The 22,785-nt window shown below is 57.0% G+C and carries 18 protein-coding genes and 1 pseudogene; 11 read left to right on the plus strand and 8 right to left on the minus strand.

Annotation, left to right across the window (positions count from 1 at the left end):
* The first annotated feature begins 8 nt into the window (after positions 1-8).
* Positions 9-938, plus strand: a complete 930-nt coding sequence (locus G6N82_RS03605; RefSeq protein ID WP_165193802.1) for an acyl-CoA thioesterase domain-containing protein — start codon at positions 9-11, stop codon at positions 936-938.
* A gap of 424 nt (positions 939-1,362) precedes the next feature.
* On the plus strand, positions 1,363-1,671 hold the full coding sequence (locus G6N82_RS03610) for a GIY-YIG nuclease family protein (protein ID WP_165193805.1): 309 nt from the start codon (positions 1,363-1,365) through the stop codon (positions 1,669-1,671).
* An 82-nt stretch (positions 1,672-1,753) separates the two neighbouring features.
* Here G6N82_RS03610 and G6N82_RS03615 read toward each other — a convergent pair whose 3' ends face one another.
* From G6N82_RS03615 to G6N82_RS03630, 5 genes and pseudogenes are all read right to left on the minus strand, one after another.
* Positions 1,754-3,100, minus strand: coding sequence for an amino acid permease (locus G6N82_RS03615; protein ID WP_165197933.1), 1,347 nt, complete (start codon positions 3,098-3,100; stop codon positions 1,754-1,756).
* A 372-nt stretch (positions 3,101-3,472) separates the two neighbouring features.
* Positions 3,473-4,266: pseudogene (locus tag G6N82_RS03620) on the minus strand (IS5 family transposase).
* Between the two features lie 114 nt (positions 4,267-4,380).
* The gene (locus G6N82_RS03625) at positions 4,381-5,172 is read right to left on the minus strand and encodes a beta-lactamase family protein (protein ID WP_241255182.1); all 792 of its coding nucleotides are present in this window, start codon (positions 5,170-5,172) and stop codon (positions 4,381-4,383) included.
* Positions 5,159-5,503 (minus strand): beta-lactamase family protein, encoded by a 345-nt coding sequence (locus tag G6N82_RS14925; RefSeq protein ID WP_241255183.1) that lies wholly within the window; start codon positions 5,501-5,503, stop codon positions 5,159-5,161. Before G6N82_RS14925 ends, G6N82_RS03625 begins: the two co-directional genes overlap by 14 nt.
* A complete protein-coding gene (locus G6N82_RS03630) occupies positions 5,503-7,695 on the minus strand; it encodes a TonB-dependent receptor (RefSeq protein ID WP_241255184.1) in 2,193 nt (730 codons plus the stop codon). The genes G6N82_RS14925 and G6N82_RS03630 overlap by 1 nt, the downstream gene beginning before the upstream one ends.
* Positions 7,696-7,903: 208 nt before the next feature.
* Between G6N82_RS03630 and G6N82_RS03635 the strand changes: the two genes are divergently transcribed.
* The 8 genes from G6N82_RS03635 (at position 7,904) to G6N82_RS03670 (ending at position 16,324) form a co-directional block, all read left to right on the plus strand.
* Positions 7,904-9,172, plus strand: a complete 1,269-nt coding sequence (locus G6N82_RS03635) for a TetR family transcriptional regulator (RefSeq protein ID WP_165193810.1) — start codon at positions 7,904-7,906, stop codon at positions 9,170-9,172.
* A 399-nt stretch (positions 9,173-9,571) separates the two neighbouring features.
* Positions 9,572-9,916 carry a hypothetical protein gene (locus G6N82_RS03640; RefSeq protein WP_165193812.1) on the plus strand — a complete coding sequence of 115 codons (345 nt, stop codon included), beginning with the start codon at positions 9,572-9,574 and terminating at the stop codon, positions 9,914-9,916.
* Positions 9,917-10,156: 240 nt separating this feature from the next.
* A complete protein-coding gene (locus G6N82_RS03645; RefSeq protein ID WP_165193814.1) occupies positions 10,157-11,251 on the plus strand; it encodes an oxidoreductase family protein in 1,095 nt (364 codons plus the stop codon).
* Between the two features lie 324 nt (positions 11,252-11,575).
* Complete coding sequence (locus G6N82_RS03650) at positions 11,576-11,947, plus strand: GFA family protein (RefSeq protein WP_241255242.1); 372 nt, start codon at positions 11,576-11,578, stop codon at positions 11,945-11,947.
* A gap of 47 nt (positions 11,948-11,994) precedes the next feature.
* A complete protein-coding gene (locus G6N82_RS03655; RefSeq protein WP_165193818.1) occupies positions 11,995-12,441 on the plus strand; it encodes a PaaI family thioesterase in 447 nt (148 codons plus the stop codon).
* 425 nt (positions 12,442-12,866) lie between these two features.
* Positions 12,867-13,376: a cell envelope integrity protein TolA gene (locus G6N82_RS03660; protein WP_165193820.1), complete on the plus strand. Its 510-nt coding sequence runs from the start codon at positions 12,867-12,869 to the stop codon at positions 13,374-13,376.
* 616 nt (positions 13,377-13,992) lie between these two features.
* Positions 13,993-14,733, plus strand: a complete 741-nt coding sequence (locus G6N82_RS03665) for a hypothetical protein (protein WP_165193822.1) — start codon at positions 13,993-13,995, stop codon at positions 14,731-14,733.
* Positions 14,734-14,929: 196 nt separating this feature from the next.
* Positions 14,930-16,324: an arginine deiminase family protein gene (locus G6N82_RS03670; protein WP_165193824.1), complete on the plus strand. Its 1,395-nt coding sequence runs from the start codon at positions 14,930-14,932 to the stop codon at positions 16,322-16,324.
* Between the two features lie 170 nt (positions 16,325-16,494).
* Here G6N82_RS03670 and G6N82_RS03675 read toward each other — a convergent pair whose 3' ends face one another.
* From G6N82_RS03675 to G6N82_RS03685, 3 genes are all read right to left on the minus strand, one after another.
* Positions 16,495-17,652 (minus strand): PepSY-associated TM helix domain-containing protein, encoded by a 1,158-nt coding sequence (locus G6N82_RS03675; protein WP_206520288.1) that lies wholly within the window; start codon positions 17,650-17,652, stop codon positions 16,495-16,497.
* 91 nt (positions 17,653-17,743) lie between these two features.
* A complete protein-coding gene (locus tag G6N82_RS03680; RefSeq protein WP_165193828.1) occupies positions 17,744-19,888 on the minus strand; it encodes a TonB-dependent receptor in 2,145 nt (714 codons plus the stop codon).
* A 280-nt stretch (positions 19,889-20,168) separates the two neighbouring features.
* The gene (locus G6N82_RS03685) at positions 20,169-21,014 is read right to left on the minus strand and encodes a universal stress protein (RefSeq protein WP_241255185.1); all 846 of its coding nucleotides are present in this window, start codon (positions 21,012-21,014) and stop codon (positions 20,169-20,171) included.
* A gap of 175 nt (positions 21,015-21,189) precedes the next feature.
* Between G6N82_RS03685 and G6N82_RS03690 the strand changes: the two genes are divergently transcribed.
* Positions 21,190-22,650, plus strand: coding sequence for a carotenoid oxygenase family protein (locus G6N82_RS03690; RefSeq protein ID WP_165193831.1), 1,461 nt, complete (start codon positions 21,190-21,192; stop codon positions 22,648-22,650).
* Positions 22,651-22,785: the final 135 nt, after the last annotated feature.

Raw genomic sequence — 22,785 nt, forward strand, 5'->3', positions numbered from 1 at the left:
CAATCGCCATGTCTGACGCCCCCTCACCCGAACAGCTCGTCGCCGGGCTCGTGAAGTTGCTCACCGTCGAACAGGATGAGCCGATGCGCTTCACCGGTCGCCCGCAAAAGGGCGGCATCGGCCGCGTGTTCGGCGGGCAGGTGATCGCGCAGGCGCTGCAAGCGGCGCAGGCGACCGTAGGTGACGGGAAGCAAGCGCATTCGCTCCACGCCTATTTCCTGCGCGGCGGCAAGGAAGGCCCGCCGATCCATTACGAGGTCGCCGCCGATTTCGACGGGCGCAGCTTTGCCAACCGCCGCGTGGTCGCCAGCCAGGTCGAGGAAGACGGCACCAGCCGCCCGATCCTGAACCTCACCGCCAGCTTCCAGTTGCCCGAAGCCGGGCTGGAGCATGACGATTATGTTATGCCCGATGTGCCGCTGCCGGAGGAACTGCGCAGCGACATGGAGTTGCGCCGCGAGCATGCCGACCAGGCGGGTATCACCGGCACCGCGCGCGAGATCATGCTGCGCCCCCGGCCGATCGAGATGCGCACCACGGACAAGCTGCACTGGATGAACAGCGAGCCCAAGCCGCCGCGCGCGCACAGCTGGTTCAAGGCTGCAGCGCCGCTGCCTGACGATCCCGCGCTGCACCGCGCGATCATCGCCTATGCCAGCGATTTCACCCTGCTCGGCACCAGTGCGTTGCCGCATGGGCTAAGCTGGATGCGCGGCGAACTGCTCGGCGCCAGCCTGGACCATGCGATCTGGTTCCATTCGCCCGGAGACAGGCCGGCACGCGCGGACGAATGGCTGCTCTATGCCACCGATGCCCCGTGGAGCGGCGGCGGGCGCGGCTTCAACCGCGGGCGGATCTTCAACCGCGCTGGCGAACTGGTCGCCAGCGTGGCGCAGGAAGGGATGATCAGGAAGCGCGCTCAAGCAGCACAGCGGTAGCGCGAACAAGAAGGAAGCGCGCTCAAGCAGCACAGCGGTAGCGCGACCAAGGACACGTGAAAAGCGGAGCGATGGAACACATGGAACACGGTCCAAGGGCAAAAAGCGGCGTTCTGTGACTCTGGCGAGCAAAAGTGTGACTCTGCGCGCATTTGTGTGACCTTTTCGCGCGAATGTGTGACCCGTTCTGGCCAAAGCGTGACTTTACGGCGCGCCGAAGTGTGACCCTTGCGACCTGACGTGTGACCGCCTTGGCCGCATTCTGCCAGGGAGATGCGGATCGGAGCGAGGCCGGACGATGAGAAAGTGCCCCTCCGGTATAACATCCTGTGAAATTGTAGGAAAATCGGATAGCGACTGGCGAGGCTATTGCAAACTTACTTCGTCATTCCCGCGCACGCGGGAATCCAATAGAACTTCCTGAATGCGCGAAGCTTTCCAACCTACCGTTTACCTGCTCGCATCGGCCTACAATGGCACGCTTTATCTAGGTGTCACCTCTCATCTACTTCAACGCATTGCGCAACATCGCGATGGCACCTCCGAAGGATTCTCTAAGAAATACGGAGTGCACCGGCTCGTCTGGTTTGAACAGCACGCGACAATGGAGCAAGCCATCCTGCGTGAGAAGCGGATCAAGAAATGGCGCCGCGCGTGGAAGGTCGAACTGATCGAAGCGGAGAACCCAAGATGGCGTGACTTGGCAGAGGACTTCGGGTTCGAACCGTTGTGAAGTGAGTGGATTCCCGCGTTCGCGGGAATGACGAAATTTGGTGAGTCAGCTAACGACCCAATAGCGGACGAAGCGACTGTCTCTATTCGACAAGGTTTGCGTCGATTGGCTCAAGGACTGGACTGAGATCCAAGACAAACTCGATAAAGGCCCACGTGGCGGCTACGAGTACGAAGCCGGACAAACTCCATATCGGATCCTGGACTATGAAGACCGCTAGCAAAGCGGTCGCAATCGCCAGCGCAAGGATCGCTGTCCACGGATAAAGTGGCATTCGAAACGGACGGTGAAGGTCCGGTTCGGTGTGGCGGAGTCTTATGGCGGAAAGTAGCGTAAGCACCACCACGGCCTGGCCTATGGATACCGTCATGGACGAAAGCGCCGTGTAACTTCCGGTTAGGATGAAAGCACATCCGGTAATTGTTACGAAGGAGAGCGCCCATAGGGGTGTGCCGTTACGAGCGACGGAGCTAAGTCTCGCAGGCATGACGTGTGCCCGGGAAAGCGCAAATACAAACCGAGTGTTTGTCATGAGGGAAAGGTTTGTAATAGCCCCAACTGACAAGACACCGAACAGGGTTAGCAAATAATCAGCATTCTCACCAAACACGATGCCTGCCGCATCAGCCGCGACAAAATTGGAACCTGCCATCTGCTCTGGTGTCATGACCATGAGCATGGCGGAGTTAATAAGCAGATACAGAACGGTCACCCCGACTATTCCCCCGAGCATTGCCCTAGGTATCTGCTTGCCGGGATTCCTAATTTCTTCACCGTAATAGGCGACGTCCCACCAGCCGTTGTAAGTACTAATTATCACAAGGATCGCTGTCCCGAGAGGGAGCCAGCCATTGATCAGGATATCGGATTCTGTCGCTGGGGACGAAATGAACTGCCCTGAGGAGGTGCCGAACAGGGCGACGACGAGGCCCAACAGAACAACACCTTTGATCGATGAGAATAGGATGTTGCTGACACCACTCATGCGCGTTCCGGTCGCGTTGATGGCGGTGAACAAGACTGCGACAGCGATACCCAATTCCACCGCAGAATAGGCGCCTCCGCCCACTTCCAGCCGCACCAGAAACTCGCCGGTCACAAAACTCAGCATCGCAACAGTTGTCAGACCAGCAAATAGCAGGGTCAGTCCAGCGCCCAGACCAATCTTGTCGCCAAAGGCGCGGTGAATATGAGCGAACTGTCCGCCAGCCCGTGGAATTGCTGCCGCCAACTCAGCGTAAGCGAAAGCAGTCAAGAGAGCGATCAGCCCGCCCGCTAGCCAGAGGCTAAGTATAAGAACGGGGGAATTGGTCGACTCGGCAACGACGCCAGGCGAGCGCAGGATCCCTTGACCAATAACGCTGCCGACGACTGCTGCCAGGCCGAAGCCTAAACCTAGGATTCGCAGTAAGTGCCCATTATGATCGATAAGCTTTCCCCCTTAGATTAGCGTCTTGGAGCGGACTTCCCCAAAGAAAGCAAGACAGGGTGTGGAATGAATGGTCGCCGTACCAGAAGCTGTAGCCGTCGTGTCGTTTATGTCCGCTTTCCACCCAGGAGCGGACGTTCGGCGGAGAAAGCCTGAAGCCAAAAGCGGACCAGCCGCTAACGACCCACTAGCAGACCGACAGAAATTGCGCAGGGGTCGATTGATGGCTTTGAGCATTAGATAAGCCTAAGAAAGGCTCAGCACATGTTGGAGGCGGTAGATCATAGCGAGACGGACCGGATTTCAGGAGCCCATCGGATCGATATCGGTCCAACTCCATCTCGTTTTCTAAACCTGCTATAGACCTCTAGGTCACCGACTCATAAAGCGCATCCAGATTCTTGCGGCGGCGAGTTTGATGAGGGCGATGTAGTTTTCGGGATGCTTTTCGTATCGCGTGGCGATGGCGCGGTAGTGTTTGATTTTGCTGAAGAAGCGTTCGACGGCGTTGCGTAGTTTGTAGAGCGGGGCGCTGAAGGTGGGGTGGCGGACCCGGCCCGGCATAGGCTTGATGTTTGCCATGACGCCGCGCTCTTGCATTGCGGCGCGCAGGGCGTCGGAGTCGTAAGCCCGGTCGGCGAGCAGGACATCGCCGGCCTCCAGGCTGTCGAACATGTCGGCAGCGCTGCGCCCGTCATTGGCTTGGCCCGGCGTGATCTTGAGCAAGATCGGCAAACCGTTGGCATCGACCAGCGCATGGATCTTGGTCGTCAGCCCGCCTCTTGAGCGCCCCATGCATCGGGGGTCAGCTGTGTCCCCGGTCTCGGTTTGCGGACCCCCTTTTTACTGTTCGCGGCGTGCTGGTGAACCCGGATCGACGAACTGTCGATCATCTGCACGTCGCCTTCATAAGCAGCCGCAACCGCCGCAAACAGCCGGTCCCACACCCCCTCTTTGCGCCAGCGCACGAACCGGTTGTAGCAAGTCATCGCCGGGCCATAACGCTCGGGAATATCCGCCCAGGGCGAACCCGTGCGCAGCCGCCAGTAAATCCCGTTCAATACCCGCCGGTCATCGACCCGCGGAACCCCGCGCGGCTTGTTCGGAAGCAGTGGCTCGATGATCGACCACTCAAAATCGCTCAGCTCATATCGACGTGAACTCATCCCCAATCTCCTCTCGGAAACTGAATCAGATCACGACGGCTATGGGAATCCCATTTATGAGTTTATGACCTAGAGCAAAGTCTCGATCAGTGGACTAATCTGCCCAATTCAACGTCAACTATAGACGGCTTTTAGCAACTCAAGTGTGCGCGGATCTCCAACCAGTTCTGTGCCCATCGCATTCATGACATACGCAAATGCCAGACCGCTTTCGGGATCAGCAAATGCAAATGAGCCGCCCCATCCAGAATGACCGAATGCAGCTGCGTGCGGTCCGTAAATACCCAGCGAGTTACGCAAGAATCCAGCTGCCCAGTTTGCCTCGATATCTAAAATCGCGTCAGTTCCGCTCCAGCGAATTTCAGTCGCCTGCTTTAGTGTCTCAGATGAGAGCTTAAATCTCGCCTCAGGAGCTCCGCGCAAAAGGCTGGAGTAAAGACCCGCCAATCCGCGGGCATTGGCAAAGCCGTTGGCGGAGGGGATCTCCGCCCGGCGCCAGTTCTTCGTGTTTGCCGCTTCAGGTTCAAGCGGAGGGTTGCCCAATGTCGCAGCCTGAAGTTCGTCAAGCTCCGGAACGACGCTTTCCGCGGTCATTCCGGCAGGTGGTATTACATTTGCTACACGCCCCAGTTCAGCGTCGCTGATACCGATATGGATGTCGAAAGGCGTCAGTTCCTGTTCGACAAAGCTCGACAGACTGCGACCCTCGATCCTGCGGAAAAGTTCAGCCGCCAGGAATCCTATCGTAATCGCGTGGTAACCTGATCGCGAGCCTGGCGGCCAAAGTGGTGATTGTTGGGCTAGCTTCCCAGCCAAAACCTTTCCGTTGACGAAATCATCGACTGAGGTCGGATCGGCAAAGGCGCTGAGCCCTGCTTGATGAGAGAGCAGCTCAGCAATTGTCACCTGTTCCTTTCCGCCGGCGGCAAACTCCAGGCCAGTAATCAGCTACCTTGTCGTCATAGCGACACAGTTCGCGATCCACTGTTAATGCAAAGCAAGCTGCGGTGACGCCCTTGGTAGTCGACCAGACGTTGACAAGCGTATCCCTTTCCCATGGCACCTTACGCTCCACGTCACGAAGGCCAGCCCAGAGGTCGATCGCCAATTCACCATCGACGTAAAGGGCGATGGCGGCACCGATTTCCTTTCCCGCTTCGAAATTCGCGCGGAAGCTTTCTTCAACCGCGCGGAACTCTTCGGCACAGTGGCCTGAGATGGCGCTTTCCACCTTCATCAGTCGAAGTGCTTGGTCAGCGTGAGGCCATAAGTGCGCGGAGCGCCATATACCCTGAAGCCCATTCCGAAGGGCAATTGGTTCACGCCCTGCGTGACGTATCGTTCATTGGTGATATTCTTGCCCCAGACCGAAACGTCCCAGTCACCTTCACTGAATACTGAAGCCCGCGCATCAAGGGTCCAGAACCCGTCGGCCGCAACGATGGGATCGTTAAGGCCGTCCTTAAAGGAACTGGATTGATAGCGGCTATTGAGCGAGAGCCGGGCGGCGATGTCGCCGCCGAAGTCAAGCTCGTAGGAAGCCCCGCCGTTGAAGCTTAAAGATGGTGCATCAGGCAATTCATTGCCCTTTGGAACAGGGCCAGCGCCGGCCAGAAAGGAACCCAGCTCGGTTTCAAGAAGGCCGATGCCAAGGTTCAGGCTGAACCCCGGAAGGGCAGCTGGATTCCAAGCCAGGTCTGCATCGAGCCCATAGATCTCGGCATTTTCGACATTGCCAAGACGCTGGATCGGGATTCCGCCGATGTCCTCGCGGATGAAGGTCTGAACATCGCTGTAATCGTAATAGAATGCGCTCACCGAGTAATTGAGATCGGCTTCGCGCAACCGACCCTTGATACCCGCTTCGTAGGCGACGATCTTTTCCGGACGATAAGGTTCCAACTGCGCGGAGGTTGTTGCAACGCCAGCGAAGAAACCTCCACTCTTCCAGCCCTGTGTTGCACTCAGATAGATCAGGGTGTCATCAGAAGGTTTCCAGTTCAGGCCAAGTTTCCAGGACCAGTTCGTATCAGTGATCTTGGCATCGCTTACCGCAAGAGGAATGGGGGCAGAGCCAAACGGCGCCAGCGTCAGGAAACTGGCGGGTGCCAGCGAAACGAGGTCAGTCGTCCCGCCGAGATTGGACCGCTCTTCGTCAGTATAGCGGACTCCCGTAACAAGGCTGAGCGTCTCGCTCAATGTCCATTCGACGTTCGCAAAGAGTGCTGCCGATTCGGATTCCTGGTCGGAAAACGTGAAAGTGGTAGTGTTGAGAAGGTCGCTCAGATCGCCGGCATACGATGTCTGGATGTCGTCCTTCGAATAGAAGGCTCCCACCAACCATATGGCATAGTCCGTTTCGCCCGCTAGCCTCAGCTCCTGCGAGAATTGCTCGACCTTGTCATCTGCAAGAAAGTCGAGTTGGGCAAACGGGCCCGCATCCGTATCGGCCGACCACTGCCGGTCGAAATCGACATAGCCAGTAACCGAAACCAGCGTTGCAAAACCAAGATCCGCCTCGAGCCGGCTAGTCAGGTTCAACTGGTCAACGTCATACGTTGGATCAACCGACCACGATCCGCGAAACGGGTTTCCATCCAGATCGAAATATCCGAGGAAGTCCGAACATTCGGGCGACCCCGGACAGGTGACGCCAGCAGGGGTAAGTGGGGTTGGAATTGCACCGAAGAACTCTGCCCCTCCCAGCTCCGATCGACCTCGCTGCACCTCCGCCTTGATGAGCCACTCGAAACCCTCCGCTGGAGTCCAAAGAGCCTGCGCCCTGCCAAGAAGCACCTCGCGGCGCCCCACGTCTCGATCAAGCGCTTCGTTGATCCAGAAACCCTCGTCCTGAAATATCCCTTTGCCAGCGATCCTGAAGCTGAGCGTGTCAGATGCGGGTAGGTTGAGGTTGGCCTCGACTTCCTTAAGTTCGTAATTGCCTAGCGAGCCGCTGACCATGCCCGAGATACCCCGGAAGTTGGGGCGAGCAGTGACGATGTTGAGCGCCCCGGCAGTGGCTGTGCGGCCATAGAGCGTACCTTGGGGTCCTTTCAGCACCTCCATCCGCTCAAGGTCGAAGAAGTCGAAGTTCATTAGCGCCAGGGAGCTCAGGGATACTTCGTCGATATAAACGCCAGCGCTTGGATTGTTGGTGGCGCTAAAGTCGTTAAGGCCGACGCCGCGGATGGTGATGACCGGAACGAGACCCGGCACATTCTCCTTGATTGAGATATTTGGCGCAATCGCCACGATATCGGTCGCATCGTCGATGCGCTGCGTCGCCAGCGCCTCTGCATCGGCTACAGCAATATTGATGCCTACATCGAGTGTGCTCTGCGCACGCTTCTGCGCGGTAACGATGATGACATTATCGTCTTCCGCTGATGGCTCTTCCTGGGCAAGCGCCGGGTTAGCGAAGATGCCCACGATGAGGGCTGCATTGCAGAGTAACATGGCGCGTCGGCCGGTCCCAAAACACTTCATGCGATTATCCTCTCCACGCCGTTATTCGACGTATAGGTATGTGCATATACCTGGACGCCAATCATGACAAATGTTTTTCGACATATGGGTATATACATCGACCCACGCGCAAAGTCTGGCGGTGAAAGTGAAACCGGGCTAGGAACAGGATATGCAAGACGCCTTGGAGCAAGCAACGAAGCCAGTCGCAACGCGCAAGCAGGCGGAGAAACGACAGAAATTGCTCGCGCAAGCTGCCATCCAGATCAACAGCAATGGAGCGGGCAGCATCAACCTCGATGCGGTTGCAAAGGCAGCGGGTCTGTCGCGCAACGCGATCTACTATTACGTCAGCGACAAGTCGGAACTTGCCTATCTCTGCCTTTCCGCAACCTGCGACGCCATCCAGGAAGACCTTGATGAAGCTTTGGCCGGGTTTGATGACCCCGCCCTGCAGATTAGCGAATTTGTCCGGCTCAACCTAATCGAACGATCAGGCAGGCTGGCAGTGCTTGGGGACTATGACTTGCTCGGAGGTGAGCAGTGCTCGGAGTTGCTTGCCAAGGAGAGGAAGATACTTGACGGTCTAGCTGGCTGTGTGGCTCGCGGCATAGCTTCGGGCCGGTTCCGGGCGGTTGATCCTCATCTCGTGGCAAATTGCTCAATAGGCATGATTAATTGGGTGAGGTTGGCTCCACGCTGGCTCGGCGAACCCCTGGATGACGCTAATGGCCGGCGCCTGGCCGATGCCATATGCGAGTTGCTCTTGCGTGGTTTTGCGGCGAGAGACAAACTTCCGACTTCGCATTGGCCATTTGTCGAGCAGCTTACGGTGACGAAGGTCAATCCGTTCGATCGGGGCGAAGCTCGAGAGCAAAAGCGCGACCAACTCCTTGCTACGGCTTCGCAATTGTTCAATCGCCGCGGCATCGACGGAACTTCGCTCAACGATATCGTCGCTGAATTGGGTGCGACGAAGGGTGTATTCTACCACTATTTCAGGGACAAGACCGAGCTGGTGGTCGAATGCTACAATCGAGCGTTTGAGCTTTACGACACCTTCGTGGAAGCCGCGCGTTCATACGGGACCAACGGCTTTGAGAGGGCACTCATCACTAATCACCTTAACTGTCAGGCTCAGCTCGGTTCCGCCCCGCCGCTCACTCTTCAAACCGGCCTAGACGCCCTTCCGGAAAGCGTTCGCTCGCAGTTCATCACCCGCTCGCAGAAGATCTGGTTGGAGGTGCAGCGGCTCTTCGCATCCGGCGTGGATGATGGCAGCTGTCGGGCAGGCGATATTCGTTCAATGACCGAAGCGGCGGCGGGAACATTTGCATGGCTGGCAAGAGGTGGCTTGGCCAACTCAGGCAAGTCGGCGTGGGAGTTGGCAGACGCGATCTGCGATGTTGTCGGATATGGTATCTTGATAGATCGAAACTGAAATGCTGCGCCAGCTAAAGTTAGCAAACGATGGGATCAGGCCCTGAAGCAGGCCAGCTTTCGCGATCTCGTTAGTCAAATGCAGACTGCCCGCTAACGGCCCAAATGAGGGGCAGCGGACTGGCTCTCTTGAATGTCTGCTCTCCACCCAAATGCAGCCCTTGCGGGAACTAGCGCGTCATCCTGAAAGCCGACTGGCCGCTTTGCCACTTGATCCGTCAAAAGCGGACCGGCTGGTAACGACCCAATTGCAGACATTGGATCGACGTCTCGATCTTGGGGCATCAGCAACGCAACGGCTAGGCGACCAGCGGCAAGCTGGAGCTGATCTGAGCAGGATTGTCTTTCTGGATGCCCCAAGGCATGATGAATTGTAGGTCGCGCCAAGGGAGTGTTTTCTATGGAACGCGGTATCGAAAGCGGACTGACTCTGACAGAGGAACAAGCAGTCGAGAAGATGTTAGCATTGGGTTTGCATCCTGTGGTGGTCGAAGTCCCGCCCGCAAACAATGAATTCCACTGGCACGATTTCGACTCAGTTTTCTACATTCTCGAGCGCGGACTGAACGTCACCGATATGGAAACCGGCCAAACGTTTGCGTTGGTCGAAGGTGACTGGGTTAACGCGCCGGGCGGTTTTGCGCATCGAGAAGAGCATGATGGATTCAAGGCTGTGTTCGGCTTTTCCGTCGATCCTGCAACACGGGAGTTTCCTTTGGAGCGACCACTGCCTGTACCGGCCTAGTGCGGCTCCAGCCTGTCTGATCCCCTCCATCACCAACCGCACGGCATATTTTTGGTGACAAGGCGAATTGGGTGTAGCGCGCCACCAGGTCATCGTTGGAAGCAGTCTTTCTGCAATCGATCTAATAGCGGAGATTGAACTCTCAAACTCGAAGCGCAAACTCGCCCAAATATGCGCGATTGTTTGCTGCAAAGTTTATGATAGGATTTGGCGGGGGTCGCCTCTTTAATTGAGGCACTTATGCATATTGGCATTCCGGTTCGAGCACGCGATATTGATGTCGCATGGATGGAAGCTGCGCTTGCCGATCATCTGAATGGCACAAGGATAGAGCGCGTTGAAGCCAAGCGTTTGGCCGAACCAGGACAACTGTCTGAAGCAATCGACATTGTCGTCAACTATGATGATGTGTCATGTGCTCTCCCGACGCGCTATATAGCAAAACTGGGAAGCAACGATCCCGAAGTCATCGCTTTGACCCAGTTTTTCGGCCTCTATCGCCGTGAAGTCGCATTTTACCAAACCTATCACGACATAGGTCTTCCGAAGCCAAGGTGCTTCTACAGCTATTGCTCAAACGACCATTCGAAAATGGTCCTTTTGCTTGAGCATTTGGCACCTGCACGCAGTCCATCGTGGCGCCCCTCTCTTGCTGAAATCGAAATTGCCCTGAGCTACCTGCCCGCATTCCATGCCAAATGGTGGAATGCGCCGGGCCTCAAGGAACAAGCGTGTCTTATCCCCGCTAAGGACAAAATACTTGCCGACAGCTTTGCTGCGGCCGCAGTTGGCGCCGACGAAGTAATGGCAACAGTTGGTGACGATGCGGAAAACGCGGTAGCCTGCGTTGTCGCCGTGTCGAAGAAAATCGAAAAGTGGCAAGCCTATGTTGACTCCAGAGACTATACGATCGTCCACTCGGACTATCATGGGAAGCAAATGTTTATGCCTTCAGCTGAAGGCGGCAATTTCTCCGTTATCGATTGGCAGTACCCATATGTCGCCGAGGGGCCATGGGACTTGGCTCGCTTGTTGGGCACATGCCTTCCCAGTTCGGATTGGGAGAAACATGGTGAGCGGCTCATAGATGCTTACTACCAGGGCCTCAGAGAGAATGGCGTGACTGGCTATTCCAAGGAGGATGTACTCGATGGAATCAGAATAGGCTTGGTCGTAAGTTCGATGCTTAGTTGCATCGCCACTGTGTCTACCGACCCGACCATCGTTTCGAAGGAATGCGAGGCACTCGGACTAGACTGGAAAGACGTTTGGTTCAGGCGTCACAATCGTATGATCGTCGATCTCGATGCTGAAGCACTAGTCCGAAGCATCTGACAGGCGGCCAAGGGGTTACAGCTTATTGCGGCTTCATTGTTTTTGAAGCCACCAGCAAAGTCCGCTTGCCACCCATGAGCTGACTATTTCTCATCACAAGGCCGTGTCTAAAAGCTGACTGGCAGCTTAGCCGCTGCATCGGAAAAAAGCGGACCGCCGAGTAACGACCCATTAGAAGAAATGGGTTCTTGGCGTATTGTGCACTCGGATGCAGACTGAGACCTGCAGCGAGCAGGATGGAGAGGCACCAATGACCCCCGTATTGCAAAATGTCATTGTGGAGCTGTGCAACTGACCTGCGAGGGCGATCCCTACCCCGTTCTCATGTGCTCTTGCGAATTATGTCAGAGGCGCACCGGCGCGCCAGTCCATATCGGAGCCTGGTTTCCTATCGAGAACGTAAAGATCGAAGGCGTGACCACTGCCTTTACCCGCACGACAGGCGATATGGGCATGGAGGCGACTTTCCACTTTTGCCCAGTCTGCGGAACTTCGCTGTGGTGGGGTGGTCGGAGCACAGGCTTCCTGGCAGGCAAGATCGGCATCGCCGGTGGCTGTTTTGCAGACAAGGACTTCCCGCCTCCCACGCACGCTTTCTATGACAAACGCAGGCACTCCTGGATCAACCCGCCCGAAGAGACCCAATGTTTTCAGGAAGTCCCGCCACCAGAAGTCATGGCCGAATTCATGAAGTAAAGCTTCAGGCCGACAGGCTGACCAATTGGGTTTTGAAAGGAAAAGACTTGAGCAGCACAAAACCCGAAAGCGGCAGCAGCCTGGAGCACCATTTCCCGATCACACAGGAGAATGTGCAAGCAAGCTTTGATGCGATTTTTGCGCCGTGGATAAAGGCGATGGGACTTACTGATCTGCAAGTCTCGCAGGGATTTTGCTCGCTGCGTCTGCCGTTCTCCGGTCACCTGAAATTCAGCAGCGGCGCGGTTTGCGGGCAAGCGATGATGTCAGCCATCGACACGGCTGCGTCGATGGCCGCAGGGACGACCGATAGAGTGCCGCGGGGGACAGTCTACCAGCACACGCATTTCCTGCGCCCGGCAATAGGAGGGGATTTCCTGGTCACAGCGCAGGTGAAGCGCTTCGGCAAGTCGAGCATCTATCTGGATTGCTCGATCGTCACGGAAGAAACAGGCGCGCTCGTTGCACACGCTGTTCTGGAGTTTGCTGTATAACGAGACGGACGCAGAAGATGGCAGCATCGGACTATCCTGCAGAAAAGTCCATGGAAGCCATTAGAACGCAGTTCTTGTCCAAACTTGATCAGCTAACTGAAAGCGAGCGCTTTCCACCCAATCAGCTGCCAGTAAGTAGCTCGAAGCGGCATCCTGGAAGCAGACTGGCAGCTTTGCTGCGCTCCTAGCCGATAGCGGCTGGTCCGCTCGCGACCCAATTGCGGACGCTGGCGCTCTTGGCACATTAAGTTACATGACGCGGTTGTAACCGTGGCTTGGCATATCCATTTAAGATCTAGCTACCAGTCGCAATCGACGGTCTTAGGCGGGGCTTTCCTTCACGCGCCGCCACCTCCCTCCCTTACGCCTCTTAGTCGCAGCTAGGCCTATTCTGGCGAGCTGCACTCAATAGAGAGGAACGGATCATGAATCCTTCCACATACTACACCAGAAGTCTGGGAACACGCGCATTAGCATTGGTCCTAACAGCAACCACTTTCGGCGTGTTCAACTCGCCTGCTGTGGGCCAGGAGTTGGTGGTCGCCGTGACACCGCCCACCGAAATGGAAGTGTGGTCAAAAACTGTGACACGCAATCTTGACCGAAGGCTCGCGCGACCAGGGATTGGCAGTACCAGCGGGATTGTACAGCTGCGTTTCACGCTTGATGAAGAAGGGCATCCGGAAAATATTCTGCTCTTTCGCAGTTCCGGCAACCGCCGAACCGACAGGGCCGCGATGGACGCGGTGCGCTACCTAAACGGGCTTAATGAGGCTCCAGTTCGTAATGTGTATGAGCAGACCTTCCAGGCGAATATTGTTTTCGCCACGGACCAGCCTGAACTCAAGCAATTCACGGAAGAGCTCAGGCTTTCGGAAATCGAGCGGCTTGCTCAAGCCAGTACAGATTCCGACGTTATTTCGTTTGGTGCCTAGTGGCCGCACCTATAGTCGACTTGAACCGTCTCAAACCGATTAGCGCGATAACAAACTAAGACGCAGGGCTTGCCTGCAAACGTGCGACCCGAGAGATTAAGGGGCGATTTGCCCCTATGTCTCCGACTTCAGCCCTCGCCGTTAGTCGGCGGGGGCTTTTTTCTCAATGCCAACACAAGGAAGTGCGATGAAGCGAGATTCTAAGTTTGTACTACTTCACCGAACCGATGGTTCGGGGGTGGCTTGCCGAATTGCGCAAGTCCTGTTTGTCGGGAGGGGCGAAAGGGGCGCAATCCTCAACTTTCCGGGGGGAGCACAAGTCAATGTCCATGAGGATTTCGATGAAGTGATGGCCCTTCTTGAGGACACGAGATAGACAATAGCCGACGTCCGTTTTCCACCCCATGAGCTGCCGCTAATTGGCTCCATGCGGCATCCTGATAGCCGACTGGCAGCTTTGCTGCGCTCCTAGCCGATAGCGGCTGGTCAGCTAACGGACCAAGTGCAGACTACCCCCATGCAGATCAGATGGAAGGTGGCTAGGTTGTGGACGAACGCTATGATTTGCCAAGCCAAAAGCTTTACTGCATCACTGGCGCAAGGGGAGGTAGGTCACATGAGTATGCGCCTGCGCCGTGTTACGGAACACATCAAGCAACAGAACTGGTTCGCCATCGGCATAGACTTCATAATTGTGGTCGTAGGCGTGCTATTGGCTTTCCAGATAACTGCATGGAATGAAAGGCGGTTAGAGTTCGACAGGCTCGACGGCCAACTGGTCGCGGCCCAAGTTGAGATGCGGGAAAATCTTGATCGATTGGCGACTGTAAACGCCACTCTGAATACCCAAGGCGAACAACTGGCGGCTTTGCGAGCAATGCTGGCTGAACCCAGCGCCCAGGTTTCGGAAAGCGAGCTCAATCCGCTTATCTGGAACGCTGTCCCTGTTTACTCACTTAATCTGAGAAGAGGCGCACTTGAGATACTCCAGTCCTCTGCAATTTTCACACGGACGGCGACACCTGCGTTAATTGATCAAATAGAAAGGTGGGAAGAGGTCTTGTCGGACGCCAACCGGGCGCAAAATGATTGCCTGAATTCCAGAGATAATTTGCTCAACCCTTATATTATCGAAAACCTACCAGTTGGCTCGATTTTGCGGACTGCACCTGGAGCGGCGGACTATATCGCTCCGAGCCATTTTTCGATCGACCCTAGTGCGCTAGGCAGGGAATTTGACGGACTACTTGTAGCTAGGCAAATTTGCTTTCTTCAGGACAAGGCGAGCATCGAAACTCTTTCGGGTCTCACCGATCGAATAATTGAATTGGTTTCGGAGGAGAGGAAGCGGCTCTGACCGCAAGTCTCGTGACGGCGCGTGTCAGTCTTCCACCCAAGAGCCGTCGCGTTGACCTAGGAAAAATGGAGCGAGGAGCGGACCTTCAACTAGCGGCTCAATTGTGGGGATTTCATCCGTTTATCCGTTTGCAATGGGAGAATTCTGCATGCAACGTAGCCTCCGGTCGCGCTAAATGGTCAAGTGGGGCTTTTGCATGCAAATCACAAAGCGAGAGTTTTTGTCGGCTGGAGGCGTAGCAGCTTTGGCCGCATTTGGGGGCATTCCGAATGCTGCGCGAGCACAAGTTGGTCCGCCAGTTATCTCAGATGTTGGAAAACTCGAAAAGGTCCTAGTTCATTCAATTCTTCGGACCGATGGCCTCACCAGCCAAATCAGTCGCGATCTCATACCCGATGTTGACTATGATCCGATCTCAGCTGAGCAACAGCACAAGGCCCTGAATGATCTGCTTCGTCAAAGCGGCGCCGAACTGATTGAGGTAGCAGACGCTTTGGAAGCCGCGCGTGACGCCACGCTTGCCAATGGCATTTGGGAAGCTTGGATCGATGCATTTTTTCCTCGGCTTGGCACAAGCCCGAACGAAGTTACTGCCGAGCGGATCTTGGGCAGGGATAAGGACTGGCTCTATCGTCTTGATGCAAACGGCAACTATGCGCACTTTGTAGATCAGTTTACATCCACGATGTGGACGCGCGACAGCGCTTTCATGACGCCAAAAGGTTTGGTGATCTGTAATTCAAGTTCACCGCGCCGTGGCCGTGAAAACATGCTCTTGCGCTTCATTTATCGCTATTCACCGATGCTCCGCGATATTCCTATTGCATTAGATGCTGTCGAAGAGGGCTTCATCGTCGAAGGTGGTGACGCAATGGTCGTGGATGACCGAACACTATTCGTCGGCGTAGGAAACCGCACATCGCCCGAGGCTGGGGCGATCCTCGCCCGTCGATTGGGAATGGATGTTTACACAGTTCAGATTGGAACGCCGCCATTCCTCCGCGAAAACTACCCGGGCGAAGAAATTGATTTCAGCGCTTTGCGTCTTTTGTTTTTGCACCTCGACACGAGTTTCACTTTGGTCGGCCAAAAGCATGCGCTTGCCCTTCCCTATGTGTTTGAGTCTGCGCATGCAGAGGACAATCCACTGGCTCGGTATATCCGGGGAGCAGTTCGTCAATCGCTCCTCAAGACGGAAGATGCCGACAAGGCACTCAAACTACTCAACGGTATTGGCACTCTGACACGTTTCGCAGCTGGGAGCGGAAAGGCAGAGGATATCGAAGGTATGAAACTGGTCGATTTTTGCCGGGCTCAGGGCTATCGGATCACGAATACCGGTGGTGCGATACCGGCTGGTGATCAAGCCGCCTTTAGGCACTTCATGAGCGTCACATATCCTGAGCAGCGCCGACAAGCGTCGAACGTGGTTCAGGCCCTACCAGGACGCGTCATCGCTTATGAAGGCAATCCAGCGACTATCGCAGCACTGGAAGCCGACGGACTTATTGTTGACACTTTCCCGGGACGCGAATTGTGGAACTGGCACGGCGGACCACATTGCCTGACGCAGCCGCTATCGCGCTCGTGAGCGGGAGCGCAACGTCACGTTGGCGGACGTCCGCTTTCCACCCATGAGCGGCCCAATTCCTGCCACGCAGCGCGGCCTGAGAGCCGACTGTCGGCTATTCGTGCGTGATGCTTGAAAGCGGACCAGCCGCTAACGACCCAAAAGCGGACATGCAGATTCTGTTCTGCCGGCTACCAGAATAGAAATGCGATTGCTGGAACGACCGTGACCAGCGCAACGCTGGGCCACTTCCATGCGCCAAGATAATCCAGGAACGAAAGGTTGACCCCCTCGCGAATGGCTAAGCGGGTGCGTTTCGCGTAGATACAGGCACCTGTCACTGCGAGGATGGTGAGCAGGAGACCAAACACCGCCCATATGATTTTCGTCACCAGCCCGCCAAAGGTGCCAAAATGCAGAGGATCGACTGTGTGGACGATACGCTCGCCGATGCCCATTTCGTGGGCGGTGCGCTGGCCGACGATCGCACTGGTGGCAGGATCGATAAAGACGGCATCTGCGCGTTCTCGAACGAGTGCTGCCTGCCAGTGACCCTGCACGATTACCGGGTCCGTCTCGGTATAGGGGAGGTAGATCGCAGTAATTGCGATCCCTGGCTTTGCCTCGCGCGCGATCGCACTCCAACGATCTACCTGTGCCGCACTTGCCGTCGTTATGGAGTGAGAAACCTCAACCTGCGGCGTTGGCGAATTCCAGTCGAGCCCACTCCACTCGAAGAAGTAATAGATTGAGGTTAGCGCGATCACGGCGGCGAACCAGGCCGACCACAGGCCGAAAAGCCTGTGCAGATCACCCAACAATGTGCGTAGGTTTCTGTCCACACGCGGCATCTTGAAGAACCCACGCCAGAACTTCTTGTAGATGATGAGGCCGGTCACCAGCGAGCCCAGCAAAACGAACGCGAGACTGCTGACCAGGTAGAAACCCACGTCGCGCGGGATGAAGAGGTAATAGTGGATCGCCCGCATGAAATCTTGCAAGCTGCGGCCGTATTCATGGCCCGTCACGGTGTTCGTGCCGGGATCGACGTAAATGGTAAAACCCTCACCGGCTGCATCCTGCGCGCTCACGCTCTTGGCGAAGTAGCTGCTGTCGCTGCGGTCGAAGGTGCCGATGCTTGAGAGCGTGGCATCTGGATAGGCACGCTGCGCCGCTTCCCACATCGCGCCCCAGTCCTCGGTCCCGACCTCGTGGGCGGTCGCCCGCACTTCGGGCTTGTAAAGCCACTCGATCTCATGGGCGACTGTGGCGATGGTGCCTGTCAGACATACGAAACCGAGAAACAGGCTCAGCTTCAACCCGAAGATATTATGCAGCCAGAAGGCCACGGGCCGGGGCTTTTGCTTCTTGGGGTGCAGGGCCGCGCTTCCTTCGCTGGCCGCGGCGAAGGAAGTTTCGGGTTGGGCCCGTTCGAGGCGGCTAGAAGCGTCCACGCACGCCCAGTGTCACGCGCCGGCCCGGCGCTTCGTAGTTGAAAAAGTCGAAGCCGTCCGCCTGAGCCGCCGGGTTGACGTAGACTTCGTCGAACAAATTGTCGGCGGTTGCGTATACGGTGATCGGTCCTAGCTCGTAAGAAATGTTGGCGCTGGCAAGCGTGACCGCATCGCTCTCGGCTAACCCGATCGATTCCTGGGTGGGGGTAAAGTAGCTAGACGCACCGTAGTGATTGACCTGAAAGCCGAGGTCGAGAGCCTCGATCGGCTGCCAGTCTGCCCGGACCGTGATGCGCAACGGCACGGCTCTGTCGGTTGAGAAGTTGATCCATTCGCTAGCTGCATCATCGAAGACTTCCCCGCGTTGGAGGGTAAACACGCCCGTCAACTGGAGATTATCGAGTGCGGTCCACTGTGCCTGCGCTTCAAGTCCCCAAGTGCGTTCGGGGATTCGCAGCGGGATCAGCGGGCAGAAGGTTTGCCCCGCACAGGTCGGATCGGGCTGGATCTGCGAGGAGCTATCCGATTCGGAATAGTAGGCTGCAAGGCCAAAGGTTAGCGGACCGGTATCGCCACGCAGACCAAGCTCGTATTGATCCGATGTTGCAGGTTCGTTCGAGATTGCTCCAGGATCGGATGCACCGCGTGCAGCGCGGCTAAGCTGCGACAGTTCTGCCCCCTGGCTAAAGCTGGTGTAGACCTGCATTACATCGTTGAACTGGAAGATGGCGCCGAGGTTCCACAAGGTCAGCTCGCTATCGGCAAAGTTGCCCGGCGTGGCTGCCCGCGGAAGCGAGGGATCGAAGCCGTCTTCCTCGATCGCACCTGAATACCATTCGTGCCTTACGCCGCCCGTCAGCGTAAAGCTGCCAGCGGTAAATTCAGCCTGTGCGAAAGGAGCAAGGGTTACGAGGTAGAAGGCAGGCGTGATGTAGCCGGTCACGGTATCTTCGCCCGCCGGATCGACGATGAACCGATAGAAGTCGTTGCTGGTGTAGTCTGCGCCGTAGCTTGTCTTCAGTTTGCTCGCGCCGATGTCATAGGAACGAACCAGAGTGCTACGCACGCCGAAGCGCGAATTCTCGCGGTTGGACGCGAATAAGTCGTTGCCGAATTCATCGCTGAAGAAGTTGTCGCGCTGGATGATTTCCTGCTGCTGATAGAATAGCGAGAGCGTAACATCGTGGGCAAGAAGTTCAGGGTGATTGAAGCTCAAGGCCGCCGTGGCGCTGCGATCTGTGGCTTCATTAAGCTGTGGGTGACCATCCACTTCAACGACTTTCACTACCTCTTCGCTACCTGGGAGGAACGTGCCGTCAGGATAGAACTCCGCGCCCTTGTCTTCGTCATGGTAGGTGCCTGTAAAGCGCAGTGTTGCCACGCCGATCTCGATGCCCGCGGAACCGACCAGGTCGATCGCCTCGAAGGCGCTGCTTTGGACGGGCAAGCCATTTGCACTCCGCGATAGCCCGCCATCCGTGTATCCGCCGCCGATATAGTAGTCGAACGCTCCCAGGTCCTGTCCCGCACCGACAAACAGGTCGGTGGTGAATGTGCCGCTGGATACTTCAGTGTTAAAGCTGGTCTGCGCCGTTATGTCGATTTCGAGATCACGGCTAGAAGCGCGTCGGGTGATTAGGTTGATGATTCCGCCAGGCGCACCAGCACCATACAGCGCCGTCCCACCGCGAACGACCTCAACGCGCTCGATGGAAAACGGCGTGATTGCAAAAGGAGCGGTGCAAGACCCCTGACGCAGGTCTTCGTTCACCGGGACGCCATTAATCTGGAATGAGGCGTTGCGTCCTCGGATCTGGCTGCCGCAACTACTTCGGCTTTCTGGCTGCTGGATGCTAAGCCCAGGCACTGTGAATTCGAGCGCAGAAAGAATGCTACGGTTCTGGCGCAGCTGCTCCTGCAATTCTTCCTCGGTGACTACAGAGACCGACACAGGCAGGTTTTCAAGCTCCGTGCCCGACCGTGTCGCGGTAACGAGAATCGTCTCACCTTGCACGCTATCAAGTTGGACGGTTTCAACTGCTGTTTCGTCCGTTGCTTGGGCAAATGCTGTCGTCGGGAGGAGTATTGCGAGGGCTGAGAAAGCGGTGCCGAGCGCCAAAAAGTGTTTCATCGAACTCTCAATTACGAATCAGGACAAGGTCACTTATTGCAACTTATTCGCATTAGCAAGGAAAGGTAATATTGAGGATGACCTTTCCAATGAAGACTACTCCCTTCCGACAGCCAAGAGTCTTCGAGTGAATGCCAAGCCTCCGCTTCGCAAAGTTGGCTCGCTGAATTGCAGCTTCTTCGCGCGCCATTTCACTGGATGCAAAATCGCAGCTACTTGGCCAAATCATGGCTAGGATAGGGGCTTGTTCAAAAGTCCGCTCTCCACCCAATTGTGGTCGTTAGAAAGCCACCCGACCTCCCCCTCCGCTCAATGCGCGAGCAAGATCGGGATCTGCGGATCGGTCAGCGCCTTGCGCGTCACCCCGCCAGTCAGGAACTCCGCCAGCCGCGACTGGCCATAGGCACCCATCACCATATAGCCGCAGTGCCGGATCCGGGCCGCATCGACCAGCGTTTCCCGCGATCGAGCCATCGCCCTGCGGGATCTCGACCAGTTCGGCCTCGATCCCGTGCCGACTGAGATATTCGCCGCCTTCGACCGGGGGCAGGTCATAGCGTTGGCGCGGCTTGGTCTCGGCCACGGAAACCAGGTAGACCTTGCTCGCCTTTGCCAATAGCGGCAGCGCCGCGCGCAGGGCCACGCAGGCCTCGGTCGAGCCGTTCCATGCAACCAGTGCCGGGCCGGCGCAGTCCAGCCGCTTGTGGTCCTTCGGCACCACCAGCACGGGTGTGCGCGAATAGAGCAGCAGGTCACCCACCATGCGCGAGGGGTGCGGCCCTTCTTCGCCGACATCGTTGGGGCCGACCACCACGACATCGTTGATCGCCGATTGTTCCAGCAACCGGCTTTCCGCCATGCCGAACTGGAAGCGATAGCTCCACGAGACGTCCTCATTGGCCAGATCATCCTCCACCTGCTTGCGCAGCGCCTCGGCATTCTCGCGGATCACCGGCATCGCAGCGGCCATGGCAGAGCCATAGAAATCGCCCGGTGCGAAGATTTCATAAGTCACCGATTGCAGGCAATTGACGTGGCCGTTGAACGCCCGCGCCAGATCAAGCGCGGCCTGCGTGCGGGCCTCAAGCGCGGCATCATCGTTGATGTGGAGCAAGATCGATTTCATGGCGGCTCTCCTCGGTTGTGGCCTCAGTTAGGCGAGTGTCCGACTCGCCGTGTCTCACAGCATTAATGCTATAGCAGGTCAGGCAAGCTTCCTTGATCTCGATCAACTTTCGGGCCGCGAAGCACTCTTGCATCGTCGCGCGCCCGGGCGCATCCTTCAGCCAGAGAGGAACGCCATGCAGATCACCCGCGAGCCGACGCTGAAATACACGCTCGAGCCATCGAACCATCCTTATCTTTCGGGCGCGTGGACGCCGCTCCATGAGGAAGTGACGGTCGACGAACTCGAAGTGATCGAGGGCGAAGTGCCCAGGGAAATTGACGGCATTTACCTGCGCAACACGGAAAATCCGGTGCACCAGCCGCTGGGGCGGCACCACCCGTTCGATGGTGATGCGATGGTGCACCAGGTCGACATCCGAAACGGCAAGGTCAGCTATCGCAACCGCTTCATCCGCACACATTGCTTCATTGAAGAACAGATCGCGGGCCAGGCCCTGTGGGGCGGGCTGATGGACCCGCCGGGCACTTCGCTGCGCCCCGGCTTCGGCGCGCATGGCGGGCTGAAGGACACTGGCAGCACGGACATTATCGTCCATGCGGGCGTGGCCTATGCCACCTTCTATCAATGCGGCGAGGCATGGATGCTCGATCCGGTGACGCTGGAGAACCTTGGCAAAGCGCCGTGGGGGCCGCTGGATGGCGTCTCCGCGCATCCCAAGGTGGACGAGCAGACCGGCGAGTTGATGTTCTTCAACTATGGCGTCCACGCCCCTTACATGCATTACGGCGTGGTCGATCGCGCAGGGAAGCTGGTGCATTATGTGCCGATTCCGCTGCCCGGCCCGCGCCTGCCGCATGACATGGCAATCACGAAGAACTGGTCGATCCTCAATGACATGCCGCTGTTCTGGGACGCGGAAGCGCTGAAGCGCGATATCCATGCCGCGCGGCTGCACGAGGGGCTGCCGACCCGCTTCGCGCTGATCCCTCGCCACGGCCAGCCGGAGGAGATCCGCTGGTTCGAGGCCGAGCCGACCTATGTGCTGCACTGGACCAATGCCTATGAAGATGGCGACGAGGTTGTGCTCGAAGGCTATCACCAGTCCTGCCCCATGCCTCAGCCGCTGCAGGAGCATGGCCGCTACGCGCATATGATGGCCTATGTCGACGAGCACAGCTTCCAGTGCCGCATGCACCGCTGGCGCTTCAACCTGACCACCGGCGAGACGCGCGAGGAGCGCCTGGGCGACCGGATCGTCGAGTTCGGCATGATCAATCCGGATTATGCGATGCGCAAAAGCCGCTATGTCTGGCACACGACAAGCAAGCCCGGCTGGTTCCTGTTCAATGGCTTTGTCAAGCATGACACCGAAACCGGAGAGGAGCAGGTCTACCAATTGCCTGAGGGGGTCTATGCCAGCGAAAGCCCGGTGGTGCCGAGAAAAGGTGCGACTTCGGAGGATCAGGCTTACCTAGTCACCTTCCTGATCGACGAAAACCGCGGGACGTCCGAATTCGCGATCCTCGACGCGAGCGATGTGACCAAGGGGCCGATTTGCCGTTTGGCCCTGCCGCACAAGATTTCGAGCGGCGTGCATTCCACCTGGGTAGAGCGGGGGATGCTGGTCGCCTGAAGCCCCTCACTTCGCACCTGCAAAATAACACAAGCCAAGCGGCCGCTTTGCCGCTATAGGGCCGCGCAACGGCGCACGCGGCGCATCCGCCCGCCTGCCCACGTTTGCTGCGCGATCCCCGCGCATCTCTCGCAA

Source organism: Altererythrobacter sp. BO-6, assembly GCF_011047315.1.
In the GTDB taxonomy this organism is placed as follows: Bacteria; Pseudomonadota; Alphaproteobacteria; order Sphingomonadales; family Sphingomonadaceae; genus Erythrobacter.

Excerpts from the sequence above, each read along its gene's own strand:
- G6N82_RS03605 (WP_165193802.1), top strand. The coding sequence starts at position 9 with ATGTCTGACGCCCCCTCACCCGAACAGCTCGTCGCCGGGCTCGTGAAG.
- G6N82_RS03610 (WP_165193805.1), top strand. The coding sequence starts at position 1,363 with ATGCGCGAAGCTTTCCAACCTACCGTTTACCTGCTCGCATCGGCCTAC.
- G6N82_RS14925 (WP_241255183.1), bottom strand. The coding sequence starts at position 5,503 with ATGAAGGTGGAAAGCGCCATCTCAGGCCACTGTGCCGAAGAGTTCCGC.
- G6N82_RS03635 (WP_165193810.1), top strand. The coding sequence starts at position 7,904 with ATGCAAGACGCCTTGGAGCAAGCAACGAAGCCAGTCGCAACGCGCAAG.
- G6N82_RS03640 (WP_165193812.1), top strand. The coding sequence starts at position 9,572 with ATGGAACGCGGTATCGAAAGCGGACTGACTCTGACAGAGGAACAAGCA.
- G6N82_RS03645 (WP_165193814.1), top strand. The coding sequence starts at position 10,157 with ATGCATATTGGCATTCCGGTTCGAGCACGCGATATTGATGTCGCATGG.
- G6N82_RS03650 (WP_241255242.1), top strand. The coding sequence starts at position 11,576 with ATGTGCTCTTGCGAATTATGTCAGAGGCGCACCGGCGCGCCAGTCCAT.
- G6N82_RS03660 (WP_165193820.1), top strand. The coding sequence starts at position 12,867 with ATGAATCCTTCCACATACTACACCAGAAGTCTGGGAACACGCGCATTA.
- G6N82_RS03665 (WP_165193822.1), top strand. The coding sequence starts at position 13,993 with ATGAGTATGCGCCTGCGCCGTGTTACGGAACACATCAAGCAACAGAAC.
- G6N82_RS03670 (WP_165193824.1), top strand. The coding sequence starts at position 14,930 with ATGCAAATCACAAAGCGAGAGTTTTTGTCGGCTGGAGGCGTAGCAGCT.
- G6N82_RS03680 (WP_165193828.1), bottom strand. The coding sequence starts at position 19,888 with ATGAAACACTTTTTGGCGCTCGGCACCGCTTTCTCAGCCCTCGCAATA.
- G6N82_RS03685 (WP_241255185.1), bottom strand. The coding sequence starts at position 21,014 with ATGAAATCGATCTTGCTCCACATCAACGATGATGCCGCGCTTGAGGCC.
- G6N82_RS03690 (WP_165193831.1), top strand. The coding sequence starts at position 21,190 with ATGCAGATCACCCGCGAGCCGACGCTGAAATACACGCTCGAGCCATCG.